The organism is Brevundimonas sp. (assembly GCF_016463295.1).
Lineage (GTDB): Bacteria > Pseudomonadota > Alphaproteobacteria > Caulobacterales > Caulobacteraceae > Brevundimonas.
Genome location: NZ_JAEMRO010000009.1, coordinates 12,562 through 25,838 on the forward strand (window position 1 = coordinate 12,562; position 13,277 = coordinate 25,838).

Below are 13,277 nucleotides of genomic sequence, written 5' to 3' on the forward strand. Positions count from 1 at the left end.
GGGACGATGCCGCGCCCGCCCGACTGGCTGATCTATCTGGCTGTCGCCTGTGGCCTGCTGCTGTTTTCGCTGAGCAAGCGCGAGAATGCGGACGCACCGGTCGCTGAGGTGCCCGCAGAGGCCGAAGGGCCGCTACTGGGACCCGTCACGCCGTTCGACCCAGCCGTGACGGTCAATGCACCCGACATCCCGTTTCAACCCTCATCCGGCACCGCCTTTTCGGTCGCCCGCAAGGGACGCTGGATCACCGCCCGCCACGTCGTCGAAGGGTGTCGCCAACCGGCCATCATGGTCGGGGGCGGCCGAGCCGTCGCCGCAGATGTGCGTCTGGCCTCGCGGGCCGACATCGCGCTCCTGATCACCGACGGCGGTACAGCCGCCCTTCCGGTCAGCCCCGAACGCGACCTGCGATCAGGCCAGCGGGGCTATCATCCCGGCTATCCCCAGGCGCGTCCCGGCGAGGCGACGTCTCGCCTGCTGGGCCGCGAAACCTTGCGGGTGCGCGGACGCGGACAGCGCGACGAGCCGGTGCTGGCCTGGGCCGAGGTCGGGCGAACAGACGGCCTGGGCGGGACCCTGGCCGGCCTTTCGGGCGCGCCGGTGCTGGACCGCCAGGGCCGGGCCGTCGGCGTCACCATTGCCGAAAGCCCGCGCCGGGGCCGCATCTACACCACATCGCCCGAAACCTTCGGACCGGCCGTGCGCGGCATCCAGACCACCAGCGAGCGCCTGCGCGACCGGGCCATCACCGTCGAGAACTATGGCGAGGTCGCAGACGACCTGCGCCGCGACCTGAATGTGGCCCAGGTGGTCTGCCTGTCCGCCTGATTCTGTGGGGTTGGCCGTGCGCGATGCGAGGGTCGCGGGAAAAGCCCGCAAGCGATCAGTCCTGCTTCAACTGCTCCAGCGCCGCATCGGCCTGCTTCTTGTGCCTCGGCCGGATATTGGCCCCCAGCGTCGCGATCAGGGCGGCGATGACAGCCGCGTCGTCGGTGAAGCCGATGCCGGCGAAGATGTCCGGGATGGCATCCACCGGCAGGACGAAATAGGCAAGCCCGCCCATGATCAGCCCCTTGGCCGCCAGAGGCGTCTCGGGGTCACGTGCGGCGAACCACACGCTCAGCGCCTGTCCCGCAAAGGGGATGCGGGCAGCCGTACGCCGGATTTTGGGCCAGAAGCCCTTCTGAACCCGGACCTCGTTGGTGGCCAGCACCGAGGGCACCAGGGCACGTTTAGGGTCCAGGGCCTCGTCGGGCGTCATCGGCTTGGTATTCGTGGTCATGGCGGCTAAAGCCCCGCAATCGTCATTCGTTCAATCCCATATAGGAACAGAGGCCATGAAACTCGACGGGTCAATCGCAGCGGTCGTCACGGGCGGGGCCTCGGGCCTGGGTGAAGGCACCGCGCGCGCCATCGCCGCCACCGGTGCCAAGGTCGCCCTGTTCGACATGAATGCCGAAAAGGGCGAGGCCATCGCCGCCGAGATCGGCGGCGTCTTCTGCCAGGTCGACGTCACCTCCGACGAGGAAGTGGCCGCCGCCTTCGCCAAGGCCCGCGCCGCCCACGGCCAGGAGCGCCTGACCGTCAACTGCGCCGGCATCGCCACGGGCCAGAAGACCGTCAGCCGCAAACGCGACACGGGCGAGACCCGCGCCCATGACATGGCCAGCTTCGAGCGCACGGTCCGCATCAACCTGTTCGGCACCTTCCGCGTGCTGAGCCAGTCGGCCCTGGGCATGGTCGACCTGGAGCCCATGGAGGACGGCGAACGCGGCTTGATCGTCAATACCGCCTCGGTGGCGGCCCAGGACGGCCAGATCGGCCAGGCGGCCTATTCGGCGTCCAAGGGCGGCGTCTATGCCATGACCCTGCCCGTGGCCCGCGACCTGGCCCAGGAGGGTATCCGCGTGAACACCATCCTGCCCGGCATCATGTGGACGCCGATGATGGCCGGCATGGACCAGAAGGTTCAGGACAGTCTGGCCGCCGCCATCCCCTTCCCCAGCCGACTGGGCAAGCCGTCGGACTATGCGTCCCTGGTGCTGGAACTGGCCCGCAACGTCTACATCAACGGCGAGTGCATCCGCCTGGACGGAGCCATCCGGCTCGCCCCGCGCTGAGGCCCGCCGCAGGCGTGAACCCCCAAGACGCGGTCCTTGTCGCCCGAGCGCAGAATTATGCGCTTTTGGGCTTGCGAGAAACCGGAAGGGTCCGCTATAGGCCCGCCTCCGACTGATTGCGGGCGTAGCTCAGTGGTAGAGCACAACCTTGCCAAGGTTGGGGTCGAGAGTTCGAATCTCTTCGCCCGCTCCAGTCGAAACCAAGAGGCCCGGTCGCAAGATCGGGCCTTTTTGCTGTCCGCGCACCGGGAAGCGTAAGTTTGCCAGGGTTGGGGCCGAGCGTTCGAATCTCTTCGCCCGCTCCAGTCGAAACGCACAAGGCCTGCCGGAAACGGCGGGCCTTTGTCGTATCTGGTGCCTAGGCGTTCGTTATTTCCATGCCGGCCCGACCACGTCGAAGCCGCGCGCTTCCAGCCCGTCCAGAACACCGCCCTCTTCGGCCAGCAGGCGGATGGGGGCCACGCCCATGGTGACACCGGAACCCGTCATGGCCGTTTCGATGGCCGCGGCCCACTGCTGATGCAGTTGCGAGCCGATCTCCGGGTCGGCCCAGGGCCAGCAGACGTTCAGGGCTTGGTCGATCGGCGAGGCCACGACATCGGGCACGCGCAAGGCGCGCCAGTCTTCGGCACGGTCACGTCCGGCCGTTGGTCCGTATTCGGCGGCGGCGATCGCGGCCTGAGTGCAGGCGACGTGTTCGCCCTGAGGAGCCGTGATCAGGCTGTCGACGATCTCGTCGCCGCGAACGGTGCCGACCGGACGGGTTTCCACCCGCCCGCGTCGAGCCGCCCGCTTGATGACATCGACGGCGTCCTCGCCCTCGCGCCCCTGACCGTATCCGGCCTTGTCCTTCATCAGGTCCAGGCTGAGGAACAGCAGGCTTTTGCTCCGCCAGCCCTGATTGCGCTCGCCAGCCATGAGGGTCTCCAGCCGTGACTGATACTCCGGGGTCAGATAGTCGGCGGTCGTTGTCCCGCGCGGCATCTGGCCGATGGTGCGGGCCCGCCAGATCACGCGAAACACATCCGACAGGGACGCCTGTCCCACAGCGGGCGTCAGGATCAGGTCCGACCGCGCGGCCGCCGCCTCCAGATCGTCGGGTCGCCAGGTCACGTCGCGCGGGATTCGCCCTATGGCCCCGACCAGGATCAGCGTGCTGTCACCCTGCGTCACCGTCCACATCGGGGCGCCCGACCGCCGCGCCATAACGACGACATCGTCCAAGGTGGCCGCTTCCTCCTGAGGATCGGCGGAATAGGTAGTCTGGGGTGCCGTCTGGGCCAGGCTGACGGTCGCGACCGACATCAGGGCGGCAGCGGCAAAGCCTGCAAGACTATGTTTCATCGTCTGTCCTTGTTTCGATCAATAGAACGCATGCAATAACTGTCTTATCAAGAACACGAAGATGAAATCCGTGTAATGATGTCGTCGATTTAATCCACCTGTCCAGCTTGTAACTGGAGACGGCCGCGACATCCAGCCACACCTCTCGCCAACACACGAGGGGAATCCTGACATGACCAAGACCATCCTGCTGGCCACCACGGCCATCCTGCTGAGCGCCGGTGCCGCTTCCGCTCAGGCTCCGGTACAGGGCACCCCGGCTCCGCAGGCCGAAGCCGGTCAGCAGGGCGTGCTGATCTTCAAGCCCGACTTCTTCGCCGACTCCCGCCCCAACACCGCCCTGGACATGGTCGAGCGCGTTCCCGGGTTCGATCTGGACGACGGCGACGGCGGGCGCGGCTTCGAAGGGGCTGTCGGCAACGCCCTGATCAACGGGTCGCGTCCGGCCTCCAAGAACGACAGCGGCTCCAGCGCCCTGAACCGCGTCCAGGCCGCCCAGGTCGAGCGGATCGAGCTGATCCGCGGCGGCGCACCCGGCATCGACATGCAGGGCTATCCGGTCGTCGTGAACGTGATCCTGAAGACGACGACCAGCAGCGAACATGTGCTGCAGTCCGACGCCGTCCTTTTCGAGGGGTCGGGGCGGGACGTCTACGGCTTCCGCTATCAATACACCTCGCGTGCCGGTGAGAAGGTCTGGAGCCTGGTCGTGTCCGACGGCATCGGCACCAGCGACGCCAATGGACCTGGCCGCACGGTTGTCCGGGACGGTACCGGTGCCATCCTGTCCGACGAGGCCTATGTCAACGACCAGTACGGTGGCGGCACGGCGGCGCGACTGAACTATGCCTCGCCCTTCCTGGGCGGCAAGATCGACGCCACGACGCGATACGGCATCGGCGACTTCCAGGGATTCGACCTGTTCACCTCAGCGGACAGCCGCCGTCTGGAAACCTTCGACAGCGAGGACGAGAGCTTCGAGATGGGTGTCACCTACACCCGACCGCTACGTGCCAACCTCAGTCTGGAAACCCGGCTGATCCATGAACAGACCACCTTCGACAATGTCGCCACCTTCGACGAAACCATGGGCGGCGTGGCCGAACCCACGGTCGACTTCGCCTCGAAAGGCGATGCCTCGGAATCGATCCTGCGCGGCCTGCTGCGCTGGGAGCGGTCGCCGACCCTGACCTTCGAAGCGGGCGGCGAGGTAGCCTACAATATGCTGGATACGACCCAGGCCCTGTCGGTCGGCGGCACGCCCGTGCCCCTGCCGTCCGCCTCGGTCAAGGTCGAGGAGACGCGGGGCGAACTGTTCGGCAAATCGACCTGGCGCATCACGCCCAAACTGTCGCTGGACGGCGGCCTGCGCCTGGAACGCTCGACCATCAGCCAGTCGGGCGGCGCGGATTCCGAACGCACCTTCGAGTTCGTCAAACCCCGCCTGCAGCTGACATGGACCCCCTGGGCCAACCATCAGGTCCGCGCCCGCGTCGAGCGCGAGGTGGGTCAGCTGGACTTCGGCGACTTCGCGGCCAGCGCCGACCTCAGCGACGAGGAAGTCCTGGGCGGCAACGTCAATCTGTCGCCGGAAGAGCGCTGGATCGGCGAGATCGTCTACGAACGCCGCTTCTGGGGCGAGGGCGTGGTCTCCATCGGCTATCGCCATGACGAGATCACCAACGCCATCGACCGCATCCCGCTGGAAGACGGCCTGTCCGCCGTCGGCAATATCGGCGACGGAACGCTGGATCAGTTGTCGCTCAACGTCGTGGTGCCCTTGTCCAAACTGGGCGTCTCGGGCGGGAAATTGTCCTTCCGCAACGACTGGAACCACACCGAGGTCACCGATCCGACTACCGGCCGCATCCGTGCGATCTCCGGCCTGCGCCCCAGCCAGCCGAACATCACCTTTACCCAAGACATTCCCAGCTGGAAGATCAACTACCGGCTGACCGTACTGACGTCGCTGGAGCAGTACGTCTATGGTCCCGACCAGATCTCGGGCTTCGAGGGCAAGGACTATTACGAGGCCGAGATCGAATACAAACCTGCCCCCGGCTGGAGCCTGCGGGCCAAGCTGAACGTCTGGGACGACTTCCAGGTCAACCGTACGGTCTTCGCCGACCGCACAGAACCCCGCCCGATCCGGATCACCGAGACCCGCGACATCGACCCCCGGACCTTCCTGAGCCTGACGGTGCGCAAGACGTTTTGAGAGCACGGCACGCGGCAACGAAAAAAGGGCGGAGCCGCAAGGCCCCGCCCTTCTTCTTGTGCGCCTTACCCGATCAGGGGTTCAGCGGCTTGGCGACGTTCTGGTCCTCCTGACCGCGGTCGGTCAGCTCGGGTCCGGGGTGGTTCCCGGCGTCATTGGCTCCATGCGACCAGCCCTTGATGAAGAAGCTGATCACGATGAAGGCGACGCCGATGCCCATGCCCCACAGGCCCAGCATCTCGAACACCTCCAGCGAGGTGCGCAGGGCTGCACCGGGGTCCAGAACCTGACCCCCGACCGTCTCCGTGCCCGCCAAGCCCGCGATCCAGCCGCCGACATACTGGGCGATCGAGCTGGCCAGGAACCAGACGGCCATCATGAAGCTGACCACCTTGGCGACCGACAGCTTGGTGATCTCCGACAGGCCCACCGGCGACAGGAACAGCTCGCCCAAGGTGTGGAACATGTAGAGCAGGCCCAGCAGCAGGATCGGCATCTGGAAGGCCGAGTCAGCCATCCCCGCGCCCCAGACGATCACCATAAAGCCCAGCCCGACCTGCAGCAGGCCGAGGCCGAACTTCATCGTCGGATTGGGGTCCATGTTGCGTCTGGCCAGGAAGGCCCACAGCGCCGCCATGATGGGGGCGAAGATCAGGATAAAGCCGGCGTTGAACGACTGGGTCTGCGCCGCCGTGACGGTGGCGTCGATCCAGAAGCCGGACGGCGTCGGAATGCCCGCCGCCGCCAGTTGTGCCGGAGTGCCCACGGTGATGCCCAGGAACTGGACGGCCGTCGGGGTCAGGCTGAGGTCCACGTTCCGGTCGGCGAACAGGTTCAGCGAGGTGCCCGCCTGTTCGAACAGGGTGAAGAAGACCACCGAGCCGAAGATCAGGACCATGGCCAGCATCATCCGCTCGCGCTGGGCCTTGGTCTCGCACACCTTGATGATGACGTAAAGCACGAACAGTAGCGATGCGATCGTCGCAATGCCCAGCACCCAGCCCACCAGCGCATTGCTGCGGACCAGACCCCAGACGGCCAGGACGCCGACCACGGTACTGATCAGATAGATCGACCACTCGCGATTGATCGGGCCCAGCATCTTCTTGTCAAGGTTGGCGGTCGCAGGCGGCTCGCCATTGCCCTCGAGCAGAGGCTTGCCCCACATGAAGACGACCCAGCCCAGGGCCATGCCGATACCGGCCAGGCCGAAGCCGGCCCACCAGCCGACCGTCTGGCCCAGCAGACCACACAGCACGGCTGCCCAGAACGCCCCCAGATTGATGCCGTAATAATATAGGGTGAAGCCGGAATCCCGACGCGGGTCGCCTTGCGGATAGAGTTGCCCGACGATGGTCGAGATGTTCGGCTTCAGGAAGCCCACGCCCATGATGATCAGCGACACGGCCAGATAGAAGACGTTGACGCCCATCAGGTCGCGCGACTTCTCGATCGTGTATTCGCTGGTCGGGATAACGGCCGGCAGGGTCGAAGTCGCCGGCAGGCCCTGGATCGACAGGCCGTTCTCGGCCGGTTCGAAGGCATAGGTCTGGCCGTCGATGACAATGCCGACCTCGCGCCCTGCGCCGCGACCCTCCGAAGAGATTTCGTAGGTCGTACCTGCATAGGTCAAGGTCTCTGTCGCCGGACGGCCCTCGAAGGCCATCATGCCGTGACCGGCCACCAGAAGCAGGGCTCCGAAGGCGACCGCCTTGCGTGTCCCCAGGAACCGGTCGGCCAGGATGCCACCCAGCAGGGGCAGCAGATAGACCAGCGACGTGTAGGAGCCGTAGATCGAGCCCGCCTCGGCATCATCGAACAGGAAATGCTGCGTCAGGAAGAAGATCAGGATGCCGCGCATCCCGTAGTAGGAGAACCGCTCCCACATCTCGGCGAAGAACAGGATGATCAGGCCGCGCGGATGGTTCTTGAGGATCTGCATCAACACCGGCACGCCGGTGGCGAAGGTGATGATCAGCCCAAGGGCGATGACGATGTTCATATTGTTGCCCCTCCGCCAAATCGAAACCCGGCGTAACGGGGCCTTCTAAGCGCGCCCCTCAAGTCCGTCGTGATCAACGGCTCACTCCCTATGATGCTGCGCCCCACCTGACGCGCGAAGGGGGCATAACCAGCACACGGACCATGTCCGGACAAGGGTTAAGGGTAAATTCGCTCCTCGCTGGCATCCGCTGGGTTCAGACGGCACAATATCGACGACCCCGGAACGGACGAGCGGACGGCATGAAGACGACACGGCGATCGGCTCTGGCTGGACTGGGTGGCCTGGCGGCCCTTGCAGGGTGTTCGCCCCGCCAGGCGGCGACAGTGCGGGGCGACGTGGTCGCCGCAGGGCAGCCTGCCGCCCTGCTGATCTGGGCTGTGGCGCGCGAGCGGCTGGCGGGATGGCCGCGTCGCCCGGCGGACGACTGCCTGGCGACCCTGCCGGCGACCGCCGCGGCCTTACCCCAGCTGGGCAGCCTTTCCGGAACAGGACCCGCCGCCAATCTGGAAGCCATCGCCGCCCTGTCACCCAGCCGGGTGATCGACTACGGCGACATGGATCCGAACTTTCAGGCTCTGGCCGAACGGATGAGATCGCGACTGGGCGTCGACTGGACCCTGATCGACGGGGCGCTGCGCAACATTCCGGAGGCCCTGCGGCAGGCGGCGCGCCTGCTGGGGACGGCGTCGGCGGTTGAACCGCTCGCTGTCCAGGCCGCTGAAACGCTCGCGGCATGGGCCAAGGCCCCGGCGGGCCCCAGCTTCTACTATGCCCGTGGCAGTGACGGGCTGGAGACAGGGTTCAAGGGCGCGCTCGCCACCGAGGTGCTGGAAGGGGCCGGCTGGGCCAATGTGGCGGTCGGCAGCCAGGACATCGGGCGGGTCACGCGCGAACAGGTCGCCGCCTGGGACCCGGAGGCGATCGTGACCCTCAGCCCCGGTTTCGCCGAGACCATGCGCAGCGACCCGGTCTGGGCCTGGCGGCGAGACAATACGCGCCGCCGCCTTCTGCTTATGCCAGACGTGCCGTTCGGCTGGGTCGACCGACCGCCCTCGGTGAACCGGCTTCTGGGATGCCTCTGGCTGGCCGACCCGGAAGGCAGCGCCCTGGCCATCGGCTCGCTGACGCGCCGTCTCTACGGCATGGCACCGGTCGAGATCGCCCGCCCGCGCTGGATCCGGTGAGGCCAGCACCCGCATCCCTGACCACCGCGCTTCTGGCCGCGCTGATCCTCGCGCTCGGGTTTTTGGTCATGGCGACAGGACCGCTGGGCGTGGGGCCTGCCGACCTTTTGCGGGCGATGGCTGGCGCGGGGTCGGTGCAGGCCGAACTGGCTCTGTCGTTGAGGCTTCCCCGCCTGCTCGCGGCCCTGTCGTGCGGGGCGGCACTGGCGGGTGCGGGGGCGGCGTTTCAGATCCTGTTCCGCAATCCACTGGCGTCGCCCGATCTGCTGGGCGTGACCTCGGGCGCGGGGTTGGGCGCGGCTACGGCCCTGCTGCTGGGAGCGGGGGCCTGGATGGTGCAGAGCGCGGCCTTTGCGGGCGGGCTGGCAACCGGCGCGCTAGCGCTGATCTGCGCTGGCCTGGCAGGCAGCAGGGCGCACAACGCCGACGGGCGACTGGCCCTGATCCTGTGCGGCATCGTCGCGGGGGCGCTGGCCACAGCCGGGCTGGGCCTGGTCGTCATCGCGGCCGAGCCCTATTCGCAACTGCCGTCGATCACCTACTGGCTGCTGGGATCATTCACCCGAGCCGACATGGCTGAAGTGCTGTCCAGTCTCGCGCCGATGATCGTCGGTGCGGTTGCGCTGATCTGGCTCGGCTTTCGGCTGGATGTCCTGTCGCTGGGGCAGGAGCAGGCGCGATCGCTGGGGCTGCCCGCCGGTGCCCTGCGCGTGATCGCCCTCGCGGCGGCGGCCCTGATGACCTCTGCCGCCGTCGCCGTCGCAGGCGTGGTTGGCTGGATCGGCCTGCTGGCCCCTCATGCCGCGCGACGTCTGGTGGGTGAGCAGGCCGGTCGTCTGATCCCCGCCTCCATGGCTATAGGTGCCCTTGCGGCCCTGGCCATCGACCGGCTGGCGACCGCCTTTGGCCCGGCGGAACTGCCCGTCGGCCTGCTGGCCGCGCTGGTCGGAGCGCCCGCCTTTCTGGCCCTGTTCATCGTCACGGCGCGGCGGTCATGAGCGGCCTGACCCTGCATCGTATGGTCGCCGGCCGCGCGGGCTTTCGCCTGCCTGTGCTGGACCAGACCTTTGACGCCGGTCAGGTCATCGCTCTGATCGGGCCAAACGGCGCGGGCAAGACGACGCTACTGAAGACTTTGGCGGGCCTGTTGCCACCGCTGGAAGGGATCGTCTCGCGCGACGGTGCCGCCGCCTGGCTGCCGCCTCCGGGCGAAGTCAGCGCGGGTTTCTCGTCTCTGCATCTGGTCGCCCTGGGCCGGGCCGGCAAACGCCGCTGGGCGACGGGTCTGGGCCCGGCCGATCTGAAGGCGGCGGAGGCGGCGATGGAGCGGCTGGACATCGCCGATCTGGCCGGCCGCGCCTTCGACCGCCTGTCCAGCGGCCAGCAACAGCTGGTCCTGATCGCCCGCCTGTTCGTCCAGGACGCCGCCGTCTGTATCCTGGACGAACCCCTGGCCATGCTGGACCTCGCCCATGCCCAGGCTGTCGAGGCGGCGATCCGCAGCCTGGCCGCCGAGGGCCGCACCGTCATCGCCTCGACCCACCACCTGCCCTTTGCCGCACGCGCCGATCAGGTGATGGCCCTGGGTCCGGACTGGGTCGAGACCGGGACACCAGAACGGATGCTGGCACCCGCCGCCCTGACCGCCCTGTTCGGCATCGCCCACGCCACCTGCCCCTGTTGCGGTCAGGCGATCACGACCTGAGGCTTGAGTTCGGCGACGCGATCACCGACGCTGCTCGCCATGACCCTCACCCGCCTGATCCCCGCCGCTGTCGCCCTGGCCCTGATGGCCACGTCAGCCGTCGCCCAGTCCGCCCAGCCCGAGGCCCCGCGCTGGTCCTTCGCCATCCACGGCGGCGCAGGCGTGATCGAGCGCGACAGCCTTTCGCCCGAGCAGGACGCGGCCTACCGCGCCGCCCTGACCCGCGCGCTGGAGGCGGGTCAGGCCATCCTGTCACGCGGCGGTACGGCCATGGACGCGGTCCAGGCGGCCATCCAGATCATGGAGGACAACCCGCTGTTCAACGCCGGTCGCGGCGCGGTCTTCACCGCAGAGGGCCGCAATGAGCTGGACGCCGCCGTCATGGACGGCTCGAACCTGGCCGCCGGATCGGTCGCCGGCCTGACCACCACCCGTCACCCCATAGCCGCCGCCCGCGCCGTGATGGAGCAGAGCCCGCACGTCATGCTGATCGGCTCAGGCGCAGACGCCTTCGCCGCCTCGGTCGGTCTGGAGCAGGTCGAGCCCAGCTTCTTCTTCACCGAGCGCCGCTGGCAGGGGCTTGAGACGGCGCTGCGGGCGCGCAACCTGCCCATCCCTGCCCGGCCTGCCGGCGCGCCCGGCCCGCAAGCCGCCATCGACGAGAGCCAGGCCCCGCCCCTGAACGAGCGCAAGTTCGGTACGGTCGGCGCGGTCGCGCTGGACCAGTCCGGCAACCTGGCCGCCGGCACCTCGACCGGCGGCATGACCGCGAAACAGTGGGGCCGCGTCGGCGATGTGCCGGTGATCGGCGCGGGCACCTATGCCTCCAACGCCGACGGCTGCGCCGTCTCGGCCACGGGCGACGGCGAGTATTTCATCCGGGCGACAGTGGCGCGGGATATCTGTGCCGGAATCGCGGCCGAAGCCGCGATGTCTCCCGATGTCCGTGCAAGTCAGCGACGCGCCTCGGCCTGCGCGGCGGATGAAATCTGCCTGTCACACCCTCGCAATCCGGACTTCGTCGTCATCGACCGAGAGCTAGCCCAGGTGGAGGCTCTGGGCGGGAGCGGCGGGGTGATCGTGATGACCCGCAGCGGTGATGCCTGGCTGCACATGAACACCTCGGGCATGTATCGCGGCGCGGTGTCGTCGACCGAACCGGCCAGGGTCGGCATCTATGCCAATGAGCCGCCGCGATGAGCGACGACGAACTCTCCGCCATGGCGATCGAGGAGCTGGACGCCGCCTGCGCCATGCCCTGGTCGGATCTGAAGGCAGTGACCCCGTGGGGCGACATCTTCACCGGCTTTGCCCCCTCGGGCCGTGAGGTCGAGGTCGAGCGGCGCTATCTGTGGGCGCATCAGCTCGAGGGGGCCGTCGCCGTAGAGGTCGAGGTGCGCGACATGGGGGCCCGCACGGGGGCCGAGGCCAAGGCCCTGATCACCCCACCCGCATAACCACCGGCTTCCCTTTGCGGAAAAACCGTTTAGGCCTTGAGGCATGAAACTCGCCTCGCTCAAGCACGGCCGCGACGGTCGCCTCGTCCTCGTCTCCAGTGATCTGAACTGGTTCACCGACGCCTTCCTGATCGCGCCGACCCTGCAGGCGGCGCTGGACGACTGGGACCGGCTGGAGCCCGATCTACGCGCCCTGGCCGAAAGCCTGGAGCATGGCGGCGTACCGCGCGGGCGCTTCCATGAACGCGATGCCGCCGCCCCCCTGCCCCGCGCCTATCAGTGGGCCGACGGCTCGGCCTATGTGAACCACGTCGAACTGGTGCGTAAGGCGCGGGGTGCCGAAATGCCTGACAGCTTCTGGACCGATCCGCTGATGTATCAGGGCGGATCCGACGGCTTCCTGGCCCCGCGCGATCCCATCCCGCTGGCCGACGAGGCCTGGGGCTGCGACCTGGAGGCTGAGGTCGTGGTCGTCACCGGCGACGTGCCGCAGGGCGCGACGCGTGAGCAGGCGCTGGAGGCTATCCGGCTGGTCGGCCTGGTCAATGACGTATCCCTGCGCAACCTGATCCCCGCCGAACTGGGCAAGGGCTTCGGCTTCGTCCAGTCCAAGCCCGCCAGTGCTTTGTCGCCCGTCTTCGTCACGCCCGACGCGCTGGGCGATCGCTGGAAGGATGGCAAGCTGCACGGCACCCTGTCGGTCCAGCTGAATGGTCAGGACTTCGGTCAGGCGGACGCCGGCACCGACATGACCTTCGACTTCGGCACCCTGATCGCGCACCTGGCCAAGACCCGCAGCCTGGGGGCCGGCACGATCATCGGCTCGGGCACCGTGTCGAACCGCGACGCTGACGGCGGCCCCGGCAAGCCCGTCAGCGAAGGCGGCCTGGGCTATTCCTGCATAGCCGAGGTCCGCACGGTCGAGACGCTGCTGCGCGGCAAGCCCGAAACGCCCTTCCTGAAACCCGGCGACACCGTCCGTATCGAAATGCTGGACGACCACCACCACACCCTGTTCGGCGCGATCGAGCAGACGGTAGAGGCGGTGTGATCGTCTGTGTCACGCCATTAGACTGTCAAGAAGAGGTAGACTCGAGTCATGAACACGTCGAAGTCCAAGCCTTGGGGCACACGCGCGTTTGGACCTATCCTGACCGTGACCACCTTGGCTATCGCATCTGTTGCGTCCGCCCAAGACGCGTCTCAAGACTGGGATCTTCATAGGGACGCGCGAGCGCGCACAA

The 13,277-nt window shown here is 67.5% G+C and carries 12 protein-coding genes and 1 tRNA gene; 10 read left to right on the forward strand and 3 right to left on the reverse strand.

What is annotated here, in order from left to right:
• Positions 1 to 6 precede the first annotated feature (6 nt).
• Positions 7 to 828 (forward strand): serine protease, encoded by an 822-nt coding sequence (locus tag JHC81_RS04200; RefSeq protein WP_292171063.1) that lies wholly within the window; start codon positions 7 to 9, stop codon positions 826 to 828.
• Positions 829 to 883: 55 nt separating this feature from the next.
• Here JHC81_RS04200 and JHC81_RS04205 read toward each other — a convergent pair whose 3' ends face one another.
• Entirely contained in the window at positions 884 to 1,282 is a 399-nt protein-coding gene (locus JHC81_RS04205; RefSeq protein ID WP_292171065.1) for a YkvA family protein, read from the reverse strand.
• Between the two features lie 55 nt (positions 1,283 to 1,337).
• Here JHC81_RS04205 and JHC81_RS04210 point away from each other — a divergent pair, with 55 nt between their 5' ends.
• Positions 1,338 to 2,120, forward strand: a complete 783-nt coding sequence (locus JHC81_RS04210) for an SDR family NAD(P)-dependent oxidoreductase (RefSeq protein WP_292171068.1) — start codon at positions 1,338 to 1,340, stop codon at positions 2,118 to 2,120.
• Positions 2,121 to 2,238: 118 nt separating this feature from the next.
• Positions 2,239 to 2,313: transfer RNA gene (locus tag JHC81_RS04215), tRNA-Gly, on the forward strand.
• 176 nt (positions 2,314 to 2,489) lie between these two features.
• On the opposite strand, the gene JHC81_RS04220 is transcribed toward JHC81_RS04215, so the two are convergent.
• Complete coding sequence (locus JHC81_RS04220; RefSeq protein WP_292171069.1) at positions 2,490 to 3,464, reverse strand: TraB/GumN family protein; 975 nt, start codon at positions 3,462 to 3,464, stop codon at positions 2,490 to 2,492.
• Between the two features lie 172 nt (positions 3,465 to 3,636).
• On the opposite strand from JHC81_RS04220, the gene JHC81_RS04225 reads away from it, so the two are divergent.
• Positions 3,637 to 5,682, forward strand: coding sequence for a TonB-dependent receptor (locus JHC81_RS04225; RefSeq protein WP_292171072.1), 2,046 nt, complete (start codon positions 3,637 to 3,639; stop codon positions 5,680 to 5,682).
• Positions 5,683 to 5,755: 73 nt separating this feature from the next.
• Here JHC81_RS04225 and JHC81_RS04230 read toward each other — a convergent pair whose 3' ends face one another.
• On the reverse strand, positions 5,756 to 7,684 hold the full coding sequence (locus JHC81_RS04230; protein ID WP_292171075.1) for an oligopeptide:H+ symporter: 1,929 nt from the start codon (positions 7,682 to 7,684) through the stop codon (positions 5,756 to 5,758).
• Positions 7,685 to 7,926: 242 nt separating this feature from the next.
• Here JHC81_RS04230 and JHC81_RS04235 point away from each other — a divergent pair, with 242 nt between their 5' ends.
• From JHC81_RS04235 to JHC81_RS04260, 6 genes are read left to right on the forward strand one after another with little or no spacing between them, the layout of a single operon-like run.
• A complete protein-coding gene (locus JHC81_RS04235) occupies positions 7,927 to 8,871 on the forward strand; it encodes a hypothetical protein (RefSeq protein WP_292171077.1) in 945 nt (314 codons plus the stop codon).
• Positions 8,760 to 9,869: an iron ABC transporter permease gene (locus tag JHC81_RS04240; protein WP_292171080.1), complete on the forward strand. Its 1,110-nt coding sequence runs from the start codon at positions 8,760 to 8,762 to the stop codon at positions 9,867 to 9,869. The genes JHC81_RS04235 and JHC81_RS04240 overlap by 112 nt, the downstream gene beginning before the upstream one ends.
• A complete protein-coding gene (locus JHC81_RS04245; RefSeq protein WP_292171083.1) occupies positions 9,866 to 10,576 on the forward strand; it encodes an ABC transporter ATP-binding protein in 711 nt (236 codons plus the stop codon). The genes JHC81_RS04240 and JHC81_RS04245 overlap by 4 nt, the downstream gene beginning before the upstream one ends.
• A 39-nt stretch (positions 10,577 to 10,615) precedes the next feature.
• Positions 10,616 to 11,776 (forward strand): isoaspartyl peptidase/L-asparaginase, encoded by a 1,161-nt coding sequence (locus JHC81_RS04250; RefSeq protein ID WP_292171088.1) that lies wholly within the window; start codon positions 10,616 to 10,618, stop codon positions 11,774 to 11,776.
• Complete coding sequence (locus JHC81_RS04255) at positions 11,773 to 12,033, forward strand: hypothetical protein (protein ID WP_292171090.1); 261 nt, start codon at positions 11,773 to 11,775, stop codon at positions 12,031 to 12,033. The genes JHC81_RS04250 and JHC81_RS04255 overlap by 4 nt, the downstream gene beginning before the upstream one ends.
• 43 nt (positions 12,034 to 12,076) lie before the next feature.
• Positions 12,077 to 13,084 (forward strand): fumarylacetoacetate hydrolase family protein, encoded by a 1,008-nt coding sequence (locus JHC81_RS04260; protein ID WP_292171094.1) that lies wholly within the window; start codon positions 12,077 to 12,079, stop codon positions 13,082 to 13,084.
• Positions 13,085 to 13,277 lie beyond the last annotated feature (193 nt).